The organism is Lactobacillus jensenii DSM 20557 (assembly GCF_001436455.1).
Lineage (GTDB): Bacteria > Bacillota > Bacilli > Lactobacillales > Lactobacillaceae > Lactobacillus > Lactobacillus jensenii.
This window is the reverse complement of record NZ_AYYU01000001.1, coordinates 86,438-107,503: the sequence shown is the minus strand read 5'-3', so window position 1 is coordinate 107,503 and position 21,066 is coordinate 86,438. Positions and strand designations below refer to the sequence as shown.

The 21,066-nt window shown below is 35.1% G+C and carries 17 protein-coding genes; 2 read left to right on the top strand and 15 right to left on the bottom strand.

Annotation, left to right across the window (positions count from 1 at the left end):
- Positions 1-82: 82 nt before the first annotated feature.
- The 10 genes from FC45_RS00535 to FC45_RS00490 all read right to left on the bottom strand — a co-directional run bounded on the left by FC45_RS00535 (position 83) and on the right by FC45_RS00490 (position 13,207).
- Positions 83-4,402: a PolC-type DNA polymerase III gene (locus FC45_RS00535; protein ID WP_006588392.1), complete on the bottom strand. Its 4,320-nt coding sequence runs from the start codon at positions 4,400-4,402 to the stop codon at positions 83-85.
- A 10-nt stretch (positions 4,403-4,412) separates the two neighbouring features.
- Positions 4,413-6,110, bottom strand: coding sequence for a proline--tRNA ligase (locus FC45_RS00530; RefSeq protein WP_057706284.1), 1,698 nt, complete (start codon positions 6,108-6,110; stop codon positions 4,413-4,415).
- Between the two features lie 19 nt (positions 6,111-6,129).
- Complete coding sequence (gene rseP / locus FC45_RS00525; protein WP_006588393.1) at positions 6,130-7,383, bottom strand: RIP metalloprotease RseP; 1,254 nt, start codon at positions 7,381-7,383, stop codon at positions 6,130-6,132.
- A gap of 2 nt (positions 7,384-7,385) precedes the next feature.
- On the bottom strand, positions 7,386-8,192 hold the full coding sequence (locus FC45_RS00520; protein ID WP_006584880.1) for a phosphatidate cytidylyltransferase: 807 nt from the start codon (positions 8,190-8,192) through the stop codon (positions 7,386-7,388).
- 11 nt (positions 8,193-8,203) lie between these two features.
- Positions 8,204-8,917 (bottom strand): isoprenyl transferase, encoded by a 714-nt coding sequence (locus FC45_RS00515; RefSeq protein WP_006587903.1) that lies wholly within the window; start codon positions 8,915-8,917, stop codon positions 8,204-8,206.
- A gap of 3 nt (positions 8,918-8,920) precedes the next feature.
- The gene (gene frr, locus FC45_RS00510) at positions 8,921-9,478 is read right to left on the bottom strand and encodes a ribosome recycling factor (protein ID WP_006584881.1); all 558 of its coding nucleotides are present in this window, start codon (positions 9,476-9,478) and stop codon (positions 8,921-8,923) included.
- Positions 9,478-10,203, bottom strand: coding sequence for a UMP kinase (gene pyrH / locus FC45_RS00505; RefSeq protein WP_006587904.1), 726 nt, complete (start codon positions 10,201-10,203; stop codon positions 9,478-9,480). The genes frr and pyrH overlap by 1 nt, the downstream gene beginning before the upstream one ends.
- 126 nt (positions 10,204-10,329) lie before the next feature.
- Entirely contained in the window at positions 10,330-11,205 is an 876-nt protein-coding gene (tsf, locus tag FC45_RS00500; protein WP_006584882.1) for a translation elongation factor Ts, read from the bottom strand.
- A gap of 35 nt (positions 11,206-11,240) precedes the next feature.
- Positions 11,241-12,023, bottom strand: a complete 783-nt coding sequence (gene rpsB, locus FC45_RS00495; RefSeq protein WP_057706282.1) for a 30S ribosomal protein S2 — start codon at positions 12,021-12,023, stop codon at positions 11,241-11,243.
- A gap of 173 nt (positions 12,024-12,196) precedes the next feature.
- The gene (locus FC45_RS00490; RefSeq protein WP_006584884.1) at positions 12,197-13,207 is read right to left on the bottom strand and encodes a GIY-YIG nuclease family protein; all 1,011 of its coding nucleotides are present in this window, start codon (positions 13,205-13,207) and stop codon (positions 12,197-12,199) included.
- A gap of 63 nt (positions 13,208-13,270) precedes the next feature.
- Between FC45_RS00490 and FC45_RS00485 the strand changes: the two genes are divergently transcribed.
- Complete coding sequence (locus FC45_RS00485; protein WP_006584885.1) at positions 13,271-13,885, top strand: lysophospholipid acyltransferase family protein; 615 nt, start codon at positions 13,271-13,273, stop codon at positions 13,883-13,885.
- A gap of 25 nt (positions 13,886-13,910) precedes the next feature.
- Here the strand turns inward: FC45_RS00485 and FC45_RS00480 are convergent, their stop codons facing one another.
- The 4 genes from FC45_RS00480 to FC45_RS00465 all read right to left on the bottom strand — a co-directional run bounded on the left by FC45_RS00480 (position 13,911) and on the right by FC45_RS00465 (position 18,019).
- Entirely contained in the window at positions 13,911-15,704 is a 1,794-nt protein-coding gene (locus FC45_RS00480) for an ABC transporter ATP-binding protein (RefSeq protein ID WP_006588394.1), read from the bottom strand.
- On the bottom strand, positions 15,688-17,442 hold the full coding sequence (locus FC45_RS00475) for an ABC transporter ATP-binding protein (protein ID WP_006584887.1): 1,755 nt from the start codon (positions 17,440-17,442) through the stop codon (positions 15,688-15,690). Before FC45_RS00475 ends, FC45_RS00480 begins: the two co-directional genes overlap by 17 nt.
- An 89-nt stretch (positions 17,443-17,531) precedes the next feature.
- Positions 17,532-17,753: a YneF family protein gene (locus tag FC45_RS00470; protein ID WP_006584888.1), complete on the bottom strand. Its 222-nt coding sequence runs from the start codon at positions 17,751-17,753 to the stop codon at positions 17,532-17,534.
- A gap of 17 nt (positions 17,754-17,770) precedes the next feature.
- A complete protein-coding gene (locus FC45_RS00465) occupies positions 17,771-18,019 on the bottom strand; it encodes a DUF896 domain-containing protein (RefSeq protein ID WP_006584889.1) in 249 nt (82 codons plus the stop codon).
- 138 nt (positions 18,020-18,157) lie between these two features.
- Here FC45_RS00465 and lexA point away from each other — a divergent pair, with 138 nt between their 5' ends.
- The gene (gene lexA / locus FC45_RS00460; protein ID WP_006584890.1) at positions 18,158-18,793 is read left to right on the top strand and encodes a transcriptional repressor LexA; all 636 of its coding nucleotides are present in this window, start codon (positions 18,158-18,160) and stop codon (positions 18,791-18,793) included.
- Between the two features lie 107 nt (positions 18,794-18,900).
- Here the strand turns inward: lexA and FC45_RS00455 are convergent, their stop codons facing one another.
- On the bottom strand, positions 18,901-20,841 hold the full coding sequence (locus tag FC45_RS00455; protein ID WP_006584891.1) for a sucrose-specific PTS transporter subunit IIBC: 1,941 nt from the start codon (positions 20,839-20,841) through the stop codon (positions 18,901-18,903).
- Positions 20,842-21,066 lie beyond the last annotated feature (225 nt).

Genomic DNA, 21,066 nt, shown 5'->3' with positions numbered 1-21,066 from the left:
GTACTAAAAAGAGTGAGCATTTCTGCTCACTCGAATTGGCTATTCGAACTACGTTAGATATTATATCACAAATTATTAAAAATTAAAATAGAGACAATTGATTTTGATCTGGCATTCCTTCAAGCACACCATTGACTTCTAAGTAATCCATTATAGTTTGTGAAACTTTACCTCTTGTTCTTAAATCTTCTTTAGACAAGAATTTTTGTTCAGCTCTTGCTGCAACAATCTGTTTTGCTGCGTTATCCCCTAAACCAGGAACTGCATTAAATGGTGCCAAAATTGTATGATCATCAACAATCTTGAAGTTAAGGGCTTCAGATTCGTTAACATCAACCATTTTTATTTTTATTCCACGTTCTAGACATTCATTAGCAATTTCCAAAACAGTTAATAATGACTTGTCTTTAGCACTTGCATCATTTCCCTGATCTTGAATCTTTTTAATAGCTGCTTTAACGGAATTTTTACCATGACTCATGGCTACTAAGTCAAATAGATCAGCCCTAACTGAGAAATATGACGTGTAATAAATTACTGGATAATAAACCTTGAACCAGGCAATTCTCAAAGCCATTAAAATATATGCTGTAGCGTGCGCTTTAGGGAACATATACTTAATCTTTAAACATGATGGAATATACCAATCAGGAATATTATTGTTCTTTTTCAAAACAGCCATGTCATCATCACTAATTCCTCGACCGTGACGGACAGATTCCATTGTTGAAAAGGCTACTTCTGGCTTAACTCCCCAGTGAATCAAGTCCATCATGATGTTATCACGACAACCAATAACATTCTTTAATTTACAAGTTCCATTATTGACCAAGTCTTCTGCATTTCCAAGCCATACATCAGTACCATGTGATAAACCAGAAATTTGCAATAACTCAGAAAAAGTTGTTGGGTTTGTTTCTTCAAGCATTCCGCGAACAAACTTAGTCCCGAATTCTGGTACACCAAGAGTTCCAGTCTTTGAAGCGATTTGCTCAGGAGTAACTCCTAAGATATCAGTACCTGAAAATAATGACATAACCCCTGGATCATCTGGTGGTATGGTCATTGGATCGACACCACTCAAGTCTTGCAGCATTCTAATCATAGTTGGATCATCATGACCAAGAATATCAAATTTCAAGATGTTATCGTGAATTGAGTGGAAATCAAAGTGAGTTGTTAACCATGCTGCATTCAAATCATCTGCTGGATATTGTACTGGTGTAAAATCATAAATATCCATATCATCTGGAACTACAACAATACCAGCTGGGTGCTGTCCCGTCGTTCTCTTAACACCTGAAGTACCAGTAGCCAAGCGATCCAACTCAGCAGAACGCAAATTTAAATTACGCTCTTCTTCAAAGTGCTTAGCATATCCATATGCAGTTTTATCAGCAACAGTCGAAATCGTACCCGCTCTAAAGGAGTTAGCTGGACCAAACATAACCCTAATATAATTATGGGCAACAGGTTGATAGTCTCCTGAAAAGTTCAAATCAATATCTGGAACCTTATCACCATGGAAACCTAAGAAAGTAGCAAATGGGATATCTTGGCCATCTTTAACTAATTCAGTACCACATTCTGGACATTTTTTATCTGGCAAGTCAAATCCTGAACCGTATTCCCCATTTTCAAAGAAGTGTGAATATTTACATTTAGGACATCGATAATGTGGCGCTAATGGATTTACTTCAGTAATTCCTGACATTGTTGCAACCAAACTAGACCCCACGGATCCACGTGATCCAACCAAATATCCATCTTTATTAGATTTGGCCACCAATTTTTGAGAAATTAGATAAATAACGGCATATCCATTAGAGATAATTGAATTTAATTCTAATTCTATCCGATCCTTAACAATTTTAGGCAGTGGCTTACCATAAAGTTCATATGCCTTGTTATAAGTCAAATCAGTCATTTGCTGATCTGCATCCTTAATATGTGGTGGATAAAGTCCACTTTTTACCGGAGCAATTTCTTCAATTTCATCTGCAATCTTATTAGTGTTATCAATTACAATTTCTTTAGCTACATCTTCACCCATAAAGTTAAATGCATCTAGCATTTCTTGAGTTGAATAAAAGTGAAGCTTGGGTTGAGGCTTATTACGATTAGGATTTGATCTTTGCGCTGCAATTAAAATCTCTCGATAAATTTTATCCTCAGGATTTAGGTAGTGACAATCACCCGTTGCTACAACAGGTATATTTAATTCTTGACCTAATTTATAGATATTCTTTAGAATTTCCTCCAATTGCTCTTCGTCTTTGATTAATTCATCAGCTATTAATTGTGAATATGCAGCTGGCGGTTGAACTTCCAAGAAGTCATAAAATCTAGCCTTTTCTCTTGCTTCATCATAGCCTTTTTGCATCATGGTGATAAATACATCACCCTTCCAGCAACCACTACCAAAGAGAAGACCTTCACGATACTTTCTTAATTCTGATATAGGGGTTCTAGGCTCACGATAAAAATACTGAGTGCTGGCCAAGGAAACTAACTTATACATATTTTTTAACCCTTTTTGTGTCAGGGCTAAAACAGTCATATGAGTTGGTTTAGCACGTTTATATACTTGGCCAAACTTAGCATAATCATTCATTTTTCCTAAATCATCTTGCTCAAACTTGTCATTAAATGCATCTAATAATTTAAACATCAAATAACCAGTTGCTTCCGCATCTTGATTTGCTCGGTGATGGTGTTCAAGAACCACATTATACTTTTTACAAAGTGAATCAAGAGTATGCTTTGTTTGCTCAGGATGAAGTAATCGAGAGACTTCAAGTGTGTCAACGACTGGCTGTGTAATCTCTTTCAAGCCGCTTCTTCTCAGTGCAGCATTAACAAACCCTACGTCAAATTGAACATTATGACCACAAAGTGGACGATCTCCGTAAAACTCTTGAAATCTCTTTATAACTTCTGCTTCATCATCTGCTTTTGAAACCATCTCATCAGTAATTGAAGTTAAGTTAATTGTGGTTTCACTTAACGGATGATGAGGATTTATAAATTCATCAAATCTTTCAATCACTTCACCATCTTTCATTTTTACGGCTCCAATTTCAATTATTGTGTCGTACACAGATGAAAGCCCCGTTGTTTCAACGTCAAAAATAACAAATTCACGATTTTCATAAGTCATAGAAGCTGGATTTAAAACTAATAAAGCATGATCATCAACCATATTAGCTTCTAAGCCGTACAAAATCTTCATCTTTTGCTTTTTACCAGCGCTATAGGCTTCAGGGAATGACTGAACATCTCCATGATCAGTAATTGCGATTGCTTTTTGGCCAAATTTTTTTGCTGTAGAGATAAAATCTGTTGCAGTATTTGTTGCATCAAGCTGGCTCATGATAGTATGCAAATGTAATTCTACACGCTTAGGTTCTTCTTGATACTTTTCTGTACGACCAACATGTTCAACAATTTTAAAATTATTAATATTGAAAACAACATCATGCACATATTGGTCATCTAATGCACTACCAGACATTCTTGCCCAAACTCCCGGTTTGATACCTTTGAGCATTTCAATTTGTTCTTTATCTTTAACAAATTTTTTGAAGGCAATAGAATCTGAATAGTCAGTAATTTCTCCTGAAAAAATAAAGGCACCTGACTTTAATTCATGAGAATCAATATTGAAGATATTTCCTTCGATGGCAATATTTCTCATCCCATCTTCAATTTCTTTCATTCCAATTACTTCGCTAGCTGGAATATCCGCCTTACCAAAGTTCTTTTCTCGTGTTTGACGAGTGCTGCTTTGTACCACTCTTTTTGGCTTGGCTGGAATATTTTTAAAAGCCTCATTCATGCTTTTTTCATGTTCTGCTTGTAACTGCTCTAATTGTTCTAAACTAGCCAAATTTGCATCTTCATTAGCATTTTTAACTTGTAACTTCAATTTTATATTGAAGAAACCATATTTACGCAAATCAAAACTCAAATTATCCAAGTCAGATTGTGAGATTGCATTTGCAAGCATTGGCGTCTCAACCTCAATTATCCAATCACTTGCAACTTTAACTGGCTTTTTGCTAGATAAACATTCACGAGCCATTGCTGACATGTTTTCAGTTTGACTTACAACGTATGACCAGTATTCAGGCAAATAATTATCTGAACCATCAGCCGTTGAAATCATAATATTAACATCAATGAACGGACTAAATTCCTGCTCTGCGAGCTTAACTAATGCTTCATAAGTATCAAACTTAAGTGGTGTATCAAAAAAAACGTGGATATCCCACTTACGCTTTTTTCCGTAAACATCCACGTTTTCGATTTTCCCCTTTACGAGTAAATCATTATCACTAAAAGAGTTTGGAAACTTAATCTGCTTCAAAAATCTTAAGAAAAGTTTATTTGAATCTGCCACAAATTTTACCTTAATCCAATTCTTTTGCTACAAAAGCTTCAAGATCGTCAACTGATATTTCTACTGCTTTGTCATCAGTAGGACGCTTAACTTCGACGATTCCATCAGCAGCCTTTTTACCAATAGTAATTCTAATAGGTGCACCAACTAAGTCCGCATCTGCAAACTTAACACCGGCACGTTCTTTTCGGTCATCATATAACACATCATACTTCTCTGAGAATTTAGTTTCTAAACTCTCAGCTAATTTAGTTTGGTCTTCATCATTCATCTTCATTTGAATTAAATGAAGAGTAAATGGTGCAATTTCCTTTGGCCATGCAACACCGTGTTCCGTCAAGTTTTGTTCAACTGCTGCAGATAACATTCTTGTTACGCCAATACCGTATGAACCCATAATTACAGGTTGTGCTTTACCATTTTGATCGAGGAAATCAGCACCCATAGTTTCAGTATAGTAAGTACCTAACTTAAAGATGTGTCCAACTTCAATTGAAGTAGTAAATTGAAGTGGTAAATGATCAACTGGATCTGGTTCACCTTCATTTGCAGTTCTGATGTCTGAAAATTCATCAACTTTAAAGTCACGGTCTAAATTGGCGTTTTGGAATTGATAGCCAGTTTCATTTGCGCCAACAACAACATTATATAAGCCCTTAACTGTTTCATCAGCGATAACCTTGTCGGCCCAATCAGCCTTAACTGGACCTACGCCGCCTTTTTCGCTACCAGTAACATTAACCAATTCTTCAGCAGTTGCTTCACGAACTTCATTGGCATCTAATAAATGGCCCAATTTTACTTCGTTAATTTGCTTATCAGCACGAATCAAAACTAAAATCTTTTGGTCATCAGCCATGTACAAAATACTCTTCACAATTCTAGTAGCAGGTACATGCAAAAATTCAGTTAATTGATCAATAGTTTCGCAACCTGGAGTAGCAACTTTTTCCATTGTCTTCAATTCTTCAGGCTCTTGTTTAAAGGTATCAGTACTCTTTGCCATTTCAAGGTTTGCTGCGTAGGTACCTTTTTCATTAGTAGCAATAGTATCTTCACCAATTGCTGCTGGAGCTTGAAATTCTGTTGAGTTTTTACCACCCATTGTACCAGAGTCAGCAATAACAGGGTGAACAGTAACACCTGCACGTTTGAAAATACGCTTGTAAGCTGCCTTTTGATCATCAAATTGCTTATCTAATTGTTCTCTAGTAGCTGCAAAGCTATAACCATCAAGCATTACAAATTCACGACCACGCAATAACCCAAATCTTGGACGATTTTCATCACGGAACTTAGTTTGAATTTGGTAAAGAGCAAGTGGCATTTGCTTGTAACTCTTTAAGTTTTTAGCAATGATTTCAGTAAATGTTTCTTCATGAGTTGGGCCTAAAAGACTATCACGACCATGACGATCTTTTAGCTTAAACATTTCATCACCATATTTATAGTAACGGCCAGATTCTTGCCACAATGTAGCAGGCAATAAATGAGGCATAATCATTTCGGGAACATTAATCCGATCCATTTCTTCTTCAATGATTCTTTCAGCTTTACGTAACACACGATAGCCTAAAGGCAAGTATGAATATACACCAGCGGTTACCTGACGTATATATCCACCTCTAATCATTATTTTATGACTTGCTGCTACTGCATCAGCAGGAGCTTCCTTTAAAGTTGGCATAAAAAAATTCGATTGTCGCATAATTAACTCCCTAAATAATTTATTTAATAAAGTAGCGATAAATGTCGTTACCTGTTACTAATATAATCAAAATTAATAAAAATACAACTCCTGCAATTTCCACTGCAGTTTCATGTTCTTCAGGAATAGGCTTTCCACGAATCAGCTCAACTAAGTTTAATAAGAGCTTACCACCATCCAATCCTGGGATTGGAAGTAAATTCATAATTCCCAAATTAATTGAAATCATAGCTAAAAAAACTACAACTGCTGAAAGTCCAAACTTACTTACTTGACTAGTTTGTGAATAAATCCCTACCGGTCCAGATAACTTGTTTAAGCTGAAATGGCTAATTAAATTACCAACCGCTTTAAAAATCAAGCCAGTTGTATTTACAGCCATATTCCAACCTCTTGCTAACTTAACAGAAAAACGTTCATCAGATTTAGCAAATATACCAATTTGATATACTTTTTCGCTATTACGTTTAACAAGCTTAGGAGTAAGAGAAAAAGTTTTAATTCCACTTGCTCGCTTAACTGTTACCTGCATTTTTTTGCTTTTATTTTCAGCTACTTTTTCACTAAAATCTTCAAAACTAGCTACTTTTTTTCCATTTACAGCAATTATCTGATCGTTTTTCTTTAAAACAGTACTTGCTGGCGAATGTTCTAATGTTCTAGCAATAGTTGTTGTCGAGGGGCCAACTGTTGAGATTGACCAAATAATAAAAATCACAAAACCCAAAATAATATTCATTAATGGACCAGCGATATTTGTACTAATTTTTTGCCAAATTTTAGCATTCTGAAATTGAGTATCTTCGGGTGCTATTGATAATTCAGTCCCAGTATTATCAATAATTGTGGCGTCATGATCTACAGAATAAGTGCACTCTTTGCTCTCGTCACCATTTTCATAACCCTGAATGGTCAGTTCTTTTACCAAATCAGCCTTTGTAACTTGCACTGGAATGCCAGAAATTAAAATGTCTGATTCTGAGGCATCTATTCTAACGACTTTACCCTTTTCATCCAAAACCAAAATAACATTTGTCCCTGGATCAATTGTACTAATATCATCTTTTCCAGCTAAGCGAACATAGCCGCCTAATGGAAGCCAGCGAATGGTATAACTGGTCTTTTTTCTTCTTGTTTGGAATAATTTGGGGCCCATTCCAATAGAAAACTCGCGCACTAAAACACCACTTTTTTTAGCAACAAAAAAGTGTCCAAATTCATGCACAAATACTAATAGTCCAAAAATGACTAGAAAAATTAAAACTGTAGTCATACTTATCCCTTAATAAAAAATAGAGCAATTACAGGTAAAACAAATAACATACTGTCAAAACGATCTAAAATACCGCCATGACCTGGCAATATTTTTCCTGAATCTTTTACTCCGTAATAACGTTTATAAGCAGATTCTACTAAATCTCCCATTTGACCAACTATTGATAAAAAGGCACTAGTCCAAATAAGATAAGTGTAATCTCTCACTAATGGAACTAAATTAATATAAATTGCAGAAAAAATTATTGCGCAAATAACAGCCCCTAAAGAACCTTCCCAGGTTTTATTAGGGCTAATCACTGGCCATAATTTATGTTTTCCGAACTTTTTCCCAATCATATAAGCGCCAATATCAGTTGACCATACTACCACAAATACATAGCCTAGTAGCGCTAAACCTAATAGCGAAACATGGTCAATATTTCGAATTGCTGCTAAATAATGAAAACCGGTTCCAATATATAGCGAAGCTAATGTGTAGACCCCAACATCATCAAAACTAGTTTTGTTCTTAGATAATACAGTCCAAGTTAAAAGTAACATAACTACTGTAAAGTAAATACCAGGTCTAGTAACTCCTTTTGGAAAGACATTAAAAAATGTCTTAGGAACAGTCCACGTCAAAGTTGCAAGCAGTGCCAATAAGAAGTCAATCGATAAAAGAATTTGTTTCTTCATCAAAAAGACTTCGCTAATTCCAACTGCTGCTAATGCTGCTGCCAACCAGTCAATCCAATAACCGCCTGCAACAACAATTGGTATAAATAAAATTAAGGCAATCACTGCCGTAATTGTACGTTGTTTCATATACTCTCTCTTTATAATTTACCAAAGCGACGATCACGCATTTGGAAATCCATAATTACTTTTTTCAAATCTTCTTCATTAAAGTCAGGCCAATATTTATCTGTAAAAGCTAATTCTGAATATGCTAATTGCCATAACAAGAAATTAGAAATTCTCTGTTCACCTGATGTTCTTAAAATCAAATCGGGATCAGGATAAGGTAAATCAGCTGTCAATAATTCCTGATTAACTAATTCATCGTTAATATCTTCAAGATTTATACTCTCGTTTTTAACTTTTTCAGCAATTTTTTTGATAGCTGAAGTTATTTCTCTTCTTGATCCATAATTAAAGGCAAAATTTAAAATCATACCAGTATTATTTTTAGTATCCGCCATAGCCTTTTTTGTTACTGCTAAAGTTTTTTCTGGTAATTCATCTAAAAATCCCATTATATTAACTTTTACATTATTTTCCATCAATTTAGGCATAAACTTATCAAAAAAAGTAATTGGCAACTTCATAAGATAACTAACTTCATCTGTTGGTCGTCCCCAATTTTCTGTAGAAAAAGCGTAAAGTGTCAAAACCTTTACGCCCATTTTATTTGCTGCCAAGGCAATTTTTTCGATATTTTGCATACCCTGTTTATGTCCCATTACTCTAGGGAGATGGCGTTTTTGAGCCCAGCGACCATTGCCATCCATAATAATGGCAAGATGATTTAACTCTTTTTCTTTTGTCATTGATTAGCCCTTAGTAATTTCCTTACGCTTTTCGTCAGCAAGTTGGTCGACACGCTTAGTAGCATCATCTGTAACTTTTTGAACGTCTTTTTCTAAACGCTTTTGTTCATCTTCAGTAATGTCGCCATTTTTTTCTTGTTTTTTCAAGCTATCCATAGCTTCACGACGAACATTTCTAATAGCAATCTTAGCTTGTTCAGCTTGCTTACCAACTTGTTTGGCAATTTCTTCACGACGTTCACCGGTTAGTTGTGGAATCACTAAGCGAATTACATTACCATCATTTGCAGGTGTAAGTCCTAGGTCACTTGCTAAAAGTGCATGCTCAATATTGTCTAAACTAGATTTATCATATGGAGTTACTAAAAGAACGCGAGCTTCTGGAATAGTCACACTAGACATTTGAGTTAATGGAGTAGGCACACCATAATAATCAACCTTTACGCCTTCTAACAAACTTGCATTAGCTACACCTGCACGAATATTTCCTAATTCTTTTTGATAAACAGCAATAGACTTATTCATGTTTTCTTTTGCTTTAGCAATTACATCATTTGTCATTATTTTCCACCTCTAATTACAGTACCAATATTTTCACCTTCGATAACTTTCTTAATGTTACCTTCAGTATTTACATTGAAGACGATTAATGGAATATCAGTATCCATTGATAATGAACTTGCAGTTCTATCCATAACTTTCAAGTTCTTTGAAATTACTTCTAATTGAGTTAACTCATCATATTTTGTTGCACTAGGATCAATTTTCGGATCAGCTGAATATACGCCATCAACGCCATTTTTAGCCATCAAAATCACATCAGCATCGATTTCTGCTGCACGTAGAGCAGCTGTAGTATCAGTTGAGAAATAAGGGTTACCAGTACCACCACCAAAAATTACAACACGACCTTTTTCTAAGTGACGAACTGCTCTTCTTCTAATGTATGGTTCAGCAACTTGTCTCATTTCAATTGATGTTTGAACTCTGGTAGGAACTCCGACATGTTCCAAACCATCTTGTAAAGCTAAACCATTCATAATAGTTGCAAGCATTCCCATGTAATCTGCTTGTGATCTTTCCATTCCTAGCTTGGCACCAGTTTCACCACGCCACATATTACCACCACCACAGACAACACCGATTTCAACACCTAAATCATGGATTGATTTAATTTCTTTTGCTAAGTGGCTAATAACGATTGGATCAATACCTACACCTTTTGGTCCGGCTAAAGCTTCACCACTAACTTTTAAAATGATTCGTTTATACTTAACTTGACTCATAATAACCTCCTAGTGTTTTGCTCTTAACATTTTACCATACTTAAGTTGATAATGTTTTGTTGTTTAGCTTATATATGAATAATTTTAAGCAAAAAAAAGAAGCACTTTGTGCTTCTTTTTTGAAGATTACTTCATTTGTTCACGTACTTCAGCAGCAAAGTCTTCTTGCTTCTTTTCGATACCTTCACCAACTTCGAAACGTTCGAAGTTAACTACAGTAGCATTTTGTGACTTAGCGTAAGCTTCAACAGTCATGTCAGAATCCTTAACGTAAGGTTGATCTACTAAGCAAATTTCGCTTAAGTACTTGTTTACACGACCTTCAACAATTCTAGGAACGATGTTAGCAGGCTTGCCTTCATTTTCAGTTTCCTTAGTGAATACTGCCTTTTGACGTTCTAATTCGTCAGCAGGAACAGAATCCTTATTTAAGTATTCTGGGTTAATTGCAGCAACGTGCATAGCAATATTCTTAGCTGCTTCTTCGTTACCACCCTTTAAGGTTACTAATGCAACGATAGCACCACCATTGTGCTTGTAAGCACCAAATACTTCATCATCGCTCTTGTTGATAAGCTTAAATCTTCTGAAAGTAATCTTTTCACCGATTACGGCTGTAAGGTTAGTAGTTGCACTTTCAATAGTTCCATCAGCTAATGGAGCATTTAAAGCTTCTTCCATGTTCTTAGGCTTTGCAGCTAATACAGCTTTAGTAATGTCGTTAACTAAGTTGATGAACTTGTCGTTTGATGCAACAAAGTCAGTTTCTGAGTTAACTTCAACAAGTGCAGCAGTATTACCTTCAAATGCAAATTCTGCTAAACCTTCAGCAGCAATTCTACCACTCTTCTTAGCAGCTTTAGCAACACCATTTTCTCTTAAAATGTCGATTGCTCTTTCCATGTCTCCTTCAGCTTCAACTAAAGCCTTCTTGGAGTCCATCATACCAGCACCGGTACGTTCACGTAATTCCTTAACTTGTGCAGCAGTAATTTTTGCCATTAATAATTCCTCCTAATTGGAACTAAAAGTAAAAATTAATCTTCGTCAGCTTCGTTAGCTACTTCTTCCATTGACTTTTCGTCATTAGATTCTGCAGCCTTGTCAGCCATTTCTTGTTCAACGTTTTCATCGTCTTCGCCTTGCTTGCCTTCAATTACAGCGTCAGCCATAGCACCGGCAATTAAACGAATAGCACGAATTGCGTCATCGTTAGCTGGAATGATTACGTCAATTGGAGTAGGATCAGTATTAGTGTCAACCATGGCAACAACTGGGATACCAAGCTTGTTTGCTTCGTGAACCGCAATCTTTTCCTTCTTAGGGTCAACAACAAACATTACATCAGGAATTCTAGGCATATCTTCGATACCGCCTAAGAATCTTTGTAATTTGTCCATTTCCTTAGTCAAAAGTGCAACTTCCTTCTTTGGTAATAAGTCGAAAGTACCATCTTCTGACATAGCTTTCAATTGCTTCAAACGCTTAACACGACTTTGAATAGTAGTCCAGTTAGTTAAAGTACCACCTAACCAACGTTGGTTTACGTAGTATTGGCCTGCACGAGTAGCTTCTTCCTTAATAGCTTCTTGTGCTTGCTTCTTAGTACCTACGAATAAGAATACACCATCATTTTGTGCTACAGCCTTAACGTAGTTGTAAGCATCATCTAACATCTTGATAGTCTTTTGTAAGTCGATGATGTAAATACCATTTCTTTGAGTAAAGATGTATGGCTTCATCTTTGGATCCCATCTTCTAGTTTGGTGACCAAAGTGTACACCGGCTTCAAGCAATTGCTTCATTGTTACAACTGACATAAAAAATCCTCCTATGGTTTAATACCTCTCAAGGGATCAACTCGATACTTGACCATTCGGCACCATATATCAATCGCCCTTGATGTGTGTTTTGTTAATTTTATATGCACTTACGCATACTTAATAAGTTTATCAAAGCTATATTTAAATTTCAACTACAACATTTTAAAAGATTATATTGTCACATTATGATCTTTTAAAAATTGTTCTTTCCAACTTCTTGAGTGATGTTTAAACCAATACTCTCGCTTTAAAGCTTGCTGTTTGTCATTAAAACACTCATGATAAATCATTTTTACTGGTCGTCTGCTTTTAGTATATTTAGCACCTTTGCCACTATTATGAGCATTTAAGCGCTGCTGCAAATCAGTTGTAAAACCGCCATATAGGGTATTGTCGTTACATAATAAGACATAAAAATAATAATTCTTCTTTACGTCCGCCTCTTGAGCCAACAAATATTGATTAATTTCCGGATTATAATGTCCATCACTTGTTTGAGTTATTATTGGACTTTTTAAAATCAATCCATCACTTGCTCCATTTTTACTTGCGGTAATAACAATGAGGTTACTTTCTTTTTCTGCACTAGAAGAGTATGGTTGGATTTTTTTGACCGGTAAATTATATTTTTGACAAAAATAGCAAATTTCGCCTAGCCGTTCTGGACGATGGACCATCACCAGTCGACCTTTATTCTTTAATACTTGACTAGCCTGCAAAATAATGTGCTCTAAATCAACTAAAATCTCATGTCTAGCTATCGCCTTTTTCTCATTTGGATTAACAACATGCCCAGGCGCCACCTTAAAGTATGGCGGATTAACTAAAACCATATTATTTTGTCTACCAACAAATTTAACGGCATCATTTACATCCCCTAAAAAAGGTTCAACTCTATTTTCTAAGTGGTTAAGCTCAATTGACCTTTTGCCTTGATCATATGCATGTTCTTGAATTTCAATAGTTTTGAAATGTGCCTCACTGCGATGAGCTAAATAAATACTAGCAGCACAATTCCCAGCACAAAATTCAACAATTTGATCCCGATCCTTAATGTAATCTAAACAACCAGCAGCTAATAAAATTGTATCCAAAGAAAAACTGAAGGCTTCTTTATCCTGAATTATTTGAATTTGATCACTATAAATATGATCAATTTTTTCACCGTTTTTAAGTTTCATGATTTGCTTTTTGTCCTTTTCATCTTATTTGATATAATAAGTCTACAATATTGGAGGTAATTTATGTTTTACAAAATCATTCGGCCGATAGCCCGTTTTATCGTCTGGGTTTTAAATGGACACTTGCACGTTCACAATAAGGAAAGATTACCAGAAGGAACATATATCTTAGTTGCTCCTCATCGTACATGGTGGGAACCAATTTTATTTGCACTTGCAACTAGTCCTATGACATATATGTTTATGGCAAAAAAAGAACTGTTTAAAAATCCAGTTTTATCTTTTATTTTACGTCATGCTGGTGCTTTCCCTGTAGATAGGAAAAATCCCGGACCTTCTGCCTTAACTATTCCGGTCAAAGGCTTACGCAAAAATCACGATTCATTGATGATTTTCCCTTCCGGAACTCGCCATTCTGCTGAATTAAAAAGTGGAGCATTTGTGATTGCAAAAATGTCCGGCAAGCCACTTTTACCAGTTGTTTATCAAGGTCCTCTTACCTTTAAAGACTTTCTTAAGCGAAAGCCACTTGAAGTTGTGATTGGTAATCCTATAACAATTGAGCGTAAATCCAAAATCGATAAAGAAACTACCCCTATCTTGTATAAACAATTAGAAGATGCATGGGCAAAACTTGACTACGACCAAAATCCAGATTTTAAATATATCCCCAAATAAAAAAGTGCCTAATGGCACTTTTTTTCTATCCTCGATCTTGTTGTAAACGATATAAATCATAATAATATCCTTTTTGATTCAATAATTCTTCATGATTGCCCATTTCAACAATTCTACCTTTATCAAGCACAATAATTTTATCTGCATCTTTAATCGTTGAAAGTCGATGAGCAATAGCTAAAGTAGTTCGTCCTTGCCGCAATTGCTTCAAGCCCTTTTGAATTAGCGTTTCTGTTTCAGTATCAACATTAGCTGTCGCTTCGTCTAGAACCAATATTTTAGGATTAGTTACCAAAGTTCTCGCAAATGATATTAGTTGCCGTTGTCCACTTGAGAATTCACTTCCACCTTCAATTACCTTGCTATCATACTTGTCAGGTAATTGCTCAATAAAGCCATCAGCTTGAACTTGCTTAGCTGCTTGAATAACAGCTTTATCACTAATTTCTTGATTGTATAAGCGAATATTACTTTTAATATCCCCATAAAACATAAACGGCTCTTGTAATACTAATCCTAATTTCTTTCGTAATTCTTCAGGACTAAAGCTTCGAATATCATGTCCATCGAGTAATATTTCTCCAGAATGAAATTCATAAAATCGCATCATAATATTTATGATAGAACTTTTACCACTACCGGTATGACCAACTATTCCTAAGGTTTGCCCTGGCTCTAATGTAAAAGAAATATCATGCAAAACATCATTTTTCCCATCATACGAAAACGAGACATGCTTAAACTCAATTTTTCCTAATTCAATCTTAGCTTTTGGATCAACCTTTTGCTGTGGCTCCAATTCATCTTCATCTAAAATTTTAAATATACGTTTACCCGCCACAATTCCATCAGTAAATGATGTCAAAGAATCCATCATTGAGCTAATTGGATTAAAAAAGCTCTGAATGTAGTTTGAGAAAGCATAAATAACACCTGCAGCTACAAAAACGCTTCTTGTAGGAAAACCGAAATAAATTAAACTTATGGCAATCGCAACATTATATAGCAAACTAGTAAGTGGAGAAAGGAGTAAAGCATTCATCTTTACTAATTTCATTCTCGTTTTTAATTGAGCATTTGCTATATCTTCAAACTTAGTTTGAATTCTTTTTTCTTGACGAAATTGTTGAATAACGTTAATGCCAGTAATTGTTTCATTTAGTTTGGTATTCATTAGACTATTTCGTTCGCGGTATTCTCGATATAAACGAGAATTATAATAAGAATATAGCCACATAATTAGAAGTAGAACCGGCAAAAAAGCTAAAATAATTAATCCAGCAATCTTATCTGTATAATACATCGCTACAAAAGCAGTAATCATTGAAATAATTCCAATCATAACAGCTGAAAACATCGACAAAAATGTACTCAAAGTCATTGTGTCATTTGTAACTCTGGATAATATTGAACCTGCAGGAGTTTCATCAAAATAATGCATTCCCAATTGATGTAACTTTTGATATAGAACTCGACGAACTTTTTCTAAAGTTTTTTCACCTGCTAAAGAATAATAATATTCATAAAAGAATTGAAGTAAGGCCTTGCATATTAACCCCAGAAGGTAAATCGCTGCTACACCATAAATAATCTGCCATGTTGCACTCTTATGAGCCAAAAAGTGATCTAAATAATATTGTAAAAATCTTGGCAAAAGAATATTAATTACACTTACTAATAAGGCTCCAAATAAAGAAGCAATAAATTCTCTTTTATATAGTAAAACAAACTTAAAAATACGTTTAAATATTTGTTTTTGCTCTTTAAAAGTAATCGCTTTAGACCAAATAGATTCATACTCCTTATTCAATTCCTTCACCTACTTTCTTCTCAAGTTCTTGTCTATCCCACATTTCCTTATACCAACCATTTTCTGCTAATAATTGATCATGGGTCCCTCGTTCAATAACTTGACCATCTTTTAAAACTAAAATAAGATCTGCTTTCATTACACTGCTTAAGCGATGAGCAGCAATAATAGTAGTTTTGTCTTTTCGACATTTTTGTAAATTATTTAAAATACTCTTTTCAGTCTTTGCATCAACAGCTGACAAGGCATCATCTAAAATCAAAATTTGACTATCTTTAATCAGTGCCCTCGCAATCGCTAGTCTCTGCTTTTGACCACCAGAGAGAGAAACCCCATTTTCTCCAACTAAAGTGTCATATTTATTTGGGAAAAGCATGATATCAGTGTCTAATGCTGCTTCTTGAGCAGCTTGTCTAATTTGATCAAGTGAAGCTTCTGGCTCAGCGAAACGAATATTATCTGCAATCGAAACTGAAAATAGAAAATTGTCTTGAGGGACATAAGAGATTTCACCCAAATACGAATCCAGAGCTATATCTTTGATATTTTTTCCTGCTAACTTTATTTGCCCTTGATAATTGTCAAAATCTCTCATTAGTAATTCAATTATTGTCGATTTACCAGCACCAACCTTACCAACCAATCCCAAGGTTTGCCCAGGTTTCAAGTTAAAATTAATTTTCTGTAAAGCTAATCTATTCTTTTCATCTGGATATTTGAATTTATCAATATTCACTTCTAGATTGCCAGTTATTTTATCAACAGTATGATCAACTTGATCTTTAATTAAGGATTTTTCACTCAGTAAGCTCATAACCCGCTTATAACTCGCACTTCCTCTTTCAATCAAGTTGAACAAGTAGCCAATAGCAAACATTGGCCACTCTAAACTAGCAATATAAGCTACAAATGATACAAGTTGCCCAATATTAATTTCATTAGTTTGGACCATTTGACCACCCACAATAATTGTAATTATGTAAGTAAAGCCAATAATTAAAGTTGTTAGTGGATCATATAACGAATCAATCTTAAAAACCCGCTTATTAATGCGAATGGTATCATATGTCATCTTATCAAAAGCCGCAATATCTTCTTGGGCCTGACCAAATGTCTTCAAAACCTTAATTCCAGTAATTGATTCTTGAGTCTTGTTATTTAACTGACTAAATGCTTCTTGACTATGTCGATATGCTTCATGAAGTTTTGTACCTAAAAAACGAGCCATTAATGCAAGAAGAGGCATCGGAATCATAGCAATCAAGGTCAAGCGCCAATCAACAAAAATCATCATGGCAATCAAAGTCGTTCCACCAGTAAATACGGCATCAACCAAGGCTAAAACTCCATCTCCAGCTACAAATTGAATAGCTGTTATATCGTTAGTTGCGTGAGCCATTAAATCGCCTGTCCGATGGCGCTGATAGAATGTCCGATCCATCTTTAAAAAATGCCAATATAATTTTGTAGTTAAATCACGAGCTAAAATTTGCGCTCCACCCCATAATTGGCTTCGCCATCCCAATCGAAACATATATAAGAAAAGCGCAGCAACAATTATTCCTAAAACATTAATAAAGAAATCAAGCCAACTTATTTTTCCCTGATTAAGTAATTCAGCCATTCTCCCTAAAGCTAGTGGTGGTATCAAATTAGCAAAGGAGGTTAAAATTAAAAATAAAATACCCAAAAAGTAACGTTTTTTATATTTTTTGAAAAACCAGCTTAATTTTATGAAAATATCCATAAATTCCTCCTCTTTATTTTTTAATCATAATAAGAAAAAAAGAAGCAGGGAAAATCCTGCTTCCAATAATCAATTAAGCTTTACAAATATTAATTCTTTTGTTGATGCTTCATCATGTTCATCACTTGGTTAACCTTCTTAGCAGATGGTTTTTGTCCCATTTGTGACATCATAGCAACAATCATATCTTGATTAATTGGTGGATTTTCTTGGAAATACTTTTTCATGTATGCACGTGCTCCATAAAAGCCTCCAACTAGGCCGATTAATAAAGCAGCGATGATTAAAATAATTGCTAAACCTAAATTCATTCTTTTTTACCTCCGTATTAGTCTTTTCTTAAGCCTTTGCGGCGTTGTGCGCGTTTCGCCTTTTCTGAAGTGATTTCCTTGCCATTTTTGTCAATTAAAACTAGATTTTCAATTTGTTGTTTGAACCCAGCTCTAAAATTAGCAATAAACTTTTTATGTAGCTCTTCTCTCTCCGCCTGTTCTTCAGGGGTCAAGCCTTCAGTTTGCTTTTTATGATAAAGTTCGTTAATTCGATTACGAACACGTTCTTCTTCTTTTTTATCCATAGGTTATTCACCTCACAACAATATTAAGTTTACCTTATTATAGGCAATAAAAAAAGGCTTTTTTTCAGGAACAAGCGTTTGCTTAAACAGACCGAATCTGCTATAATAAGGGTTAAGAACAGATACGGAGACAAAATTATGACATTAAAAGAAGATTCAAACCAATTCAAGATTCTTGAATTTATTTATGACACAGTTGAAGATCGAGGATTTCCACCAACTGTACGTGAAATTTGTGAAGCAGTCAATTTATCTTCCACTTCTACAGTTCATGGCCATCTCAATCGCCTAGTAAAAACTGGCTATTTATACAAAGATCCAAGTAAGCCTCGTGCTCTTGAAATTACTCAAGAAGGTTTAAATGCCTTGGGAGTCGATCCTGGTATTCCATATCTTGGAACTGTTGCTGCAGGTGATCCTGATACAGCCTTAGCAGATGATAGTGGTGCAGAATATTATGTAGAACGTCCTGAACGTTTTGACAAGCGTGATCCATTATACATGTTGCGGGTTGATGGTATGAGTATGATTGAACGCGGAATCTATCCAGATGACTTAGTAATTGTCCGTCATCAAAATGTTGCTGCACAAGGTGATTTAGTAATAGCTTATACTGAAAATAACGGCACTACCTTAAAAGAATTAGTTCGTGACCATAAATCTAAGCGTTTGCGCTTAAAGGCTTACAATAAGGAAATGTATCCTGATGAACTTTTACCAGATACTAATTTTAAGATTTGTGGTAAAGTTGTCGCATTAAACAGAGATTATTAAAAATAAAAGAATGGCTGCTTTGAGCTGCCATTCTTTTTCTTAACAACAAAAAAGATGAAACCTAGATTTTATACTAGATTTCATCTTTTTTACTTTATTATTAACTTTTAGTGAGCTGTAACAGCGACTAAATTATCTCCCGCTTTAACTTCATCGTTTTGAACTCTGTCAACAGAAGCATAATCATTGGTGTTAGTTACAATAACCATTACAGTTGTATCATAACCTGCTTCTTTGACAGCAGCTAAATCAACTGTGCCAAGCTTGTCACCTTTCTTTACTCTTTGGCCTTGTTTTACAAAGCTTTCAAAGTGTTCGCCCTTTAAGTTAACTGTATCGATACCAATGTGAATTAAAATTTCAGCACCGTCATCTGATTTAAGTCCATAAGCATGCTTAGTTTCATAAGCAACAGTAACTTCCCCATCAACTGGTGAGTAAATATTACCATCAGCTGGAATAACTGCTGCACCATCACCCATTAACTTGGCTGAGAAAACTTGGTCATGAACACTAGTCAAGCTTACTTCTTTGCCGTTTACAGGACTAGCAATAACCTCATCACTTAATGAAAGTTGCTTTTTAACATTTTGTTCAACTTCAGTTTGCTTTTCAGTTGATTGAATTGCAGAAACTGTTGACATATTAACTGCTTCTTCTTTTAAGTTCTTTTTACCGTACATAAATGTTAATGCAAATGCAACTGCAAAACTAAGAAGTTCACACATTACGTAAAATGGAATTGAACTTGGGTAAATTGACAAGAAGCCAATGAAACCTGCTGCACCCATTGATGCTGCGATAACCTTAGTTAAACCTGCAACCATTGCTGCAACACCTGAACCAATTAATGCACAGAAGAATGGGAATTTGTACTTAAGGTTTACCCCAAATAATGCAGGTTCAGTAATACCTAAGAATGCTGAAACACTTGCTGATGAAGCCAAACCTTTCATCTTCTTATTCTTAGTTAAGAAGTAAATTGCAAGAGTAGCAGCACCTTGAGCTACGTTAGCCATTGATGCTACAACGAAAATGAAGTCACCTGAACCGACATGATTCTTAGCAAATTCTGTTACAAGTTGAGTTTCAATTGCTGGGAAGCTTTGGTGAAGACCGGTAGTAACAATTGCTGAATAAGTCAAACCAAAGACACCCATACCAATAAAGCTAGTAGTGTTGTATAACCAAACAATACCTTGAGTTAATAAGTCTGATACTTCTTTGAAAACAGGTCCAATAACAGTAAATGTTAAGAATCCAGTGATCATTACAGAAAGAAGTGGAGTAAAGGTAAAGTCAACTGCTTGTGGTAAGATCTTGTGGAATCTCTTTTCAAGAATTGATAATACCCAAATTGCTACTAATACAGGAACAACTTGGTACTTGTAGTTAGTTTGCATTACGTGGTAACCAAGGATATTCCAGTACTTTGCAGTAGCACCTAAATCAGGAGATGTCATAATCATCCCAATTGCGGCACCAAGGAATTGGTTAGCACCAAATCTCTTAGAAGCAGAAATAGCAACTAAAATTGGTAAGAAGATAAATGGTGCTGCAGACATTAATTGAATAATATCTGAAAATCCTTTAACAGCAGTGTTCATTTGGATAATTGACTTAGGTCCAAACAAACCAGGTTGTGTTAAGAAGTTATTCAAAGCCATTAACAAACCACCTGCTACTAAAGCAGGAATAATTGGTACGAAAATGTCTGACAATAACTTAATAAATGCCATAACTGGGTTAAATGGTTTGCCATTATCTGCAATTTTCTTCAATTCTTCAGTGGAAGCTTCTTGCACGCCAGTTAATTTTACTAATTCATCATAAACAAAGTTTACATCCCCTGGTCCAATAATAATTTGATATTGGCCATTAGTCTTAAATGTACCTTTAACGTCTGCATTGTTATCAAGTGCTGCTTGATCAATTGCATCAAAATCTTTTAAAACTAGTCTTAAACGGGTCGCACAGTGTGCTGCTGCTACTAGATTGTCTTTACCAACCGCAGCAACAACTTCAGAAGCAACCTTCTTGTAATCCATTGCCATGTTTACACGTCCTCGTTTCTAAAAAATAAATATTTGAAAGCCCTTACAGATACTATGATACTTTAGATTATTTTTTATGTCAATCGTTTAACATAAATTTTATCATTGAAAAATGTAAAAGCTTTCCGAAAAGGTTTACATTATTGATAAATTAGCATTTATTAATTGCTAAGCGCTTGACATTTGCTGGGGATAGTAATGTAAAATAAGGGTATAAAT

Bases quoted from the DNA above. Each gene is read 5' to 3' on its own strand.
- FC45_RS00520 (WP_006584880.1), bottom strand. From the start codon at position 8,192: ATGAAACAACGTACAATTACGGCAGTGATTGCCTTAATTTTATTTATA.
- FC45_RS00475 (WP_006584887.1), bottom strand. From the start codon at position 17,442: ATGGATATTTTCATAAAATTAAGCTGGTTTTTCAAAAAATATAAAAAA.
- FC45_RS00455 (WP_006584891.1), bottom strand. From the start codon at position 20,841: ATGGATTACAAGAAGGTTGCTTCTGAAGTTGTTGCTGCGGTTGGTAAA.
- FC45_RS00485 (WP_006584885.1), top strand. From the start codon at position 13,271: ATGTTTTACAAAATCATTCGGCCGATAGCCCGTTTTATCGTCTGGGTT.
- rpsB (WP_057706282.1), bottom strand. From the start codon at position 12,023: ATGTCAGTTGTAACAATGAAGCAATTGCTTGAAGCCGGTGTACACTTT.
- FC45_RS00470 (WP_006584888.1), bottom strand. From the start codon at position 17,753: ATGAATTTAGGTTTAGCAATTATTTTAATCATCGCTGCTTTATTAATC.
- FC45_RS00515 (WP_006587903.1), bottom strand. From the start codon at position 8,917: ATGACAAAAGAAAAAGAGTTAAATCATCTTGCCATTATTATGGATGGC.
- FC45_RS00490 (WP_006584884.1), bottom strand. From the start codon at position 13,207: ATGAAACTTAAAAACGGTGAAAAAATTGATCATATTTATAGTGATCAA.
- frr (WP_006584881.1), bottom strand. From the start codon at position 9,478: ATGACAAATGATGTAATTGCTAAAGCAAAAGAAAACATGAATAAGTCT.
- pyrH (WP_006587904.1), bottom strand. From the start codon at position 10,203: ATGAGTCAAGTTAAGTATAAACGAATCATTTTAAAAGTTAGTGGTGAA.
- lexA (WP_006584890.1), top strand. From the start codon at position 18,158: ATGACATTAAAAGAAGATTCAAACCAATTCAAGATTCTTGAATTTATT.
- FC45_RS00530 (WP_057706284.1), bottom strand. From the start codon at position 6,110: ATGCGACAATCGAATTTTTTTATGCCAACTTTAAAGGAAGCTCCTGCT.
- tsf (WP_006584882.1), bottom strand. From the start codon at position 11,205: ATGGCAAAAATTACTGCTGCACAAGTTAAGGAATTACGTGAACGTACC.
- FC45_RS00465 (WP_006584889.1), bottom strand. From the start codon at position 18,019: ATGGATAAAAAAGAAGAAGAACGTGTTCGTAATCGAATTAACGAACTT.
- rseP (WP_006588393.1), bottom strand. From the start codon at position 7,383: ATGACTACAGTTTTAATTTTTCTAGTCATTTTTGGACTATTAGTATTT.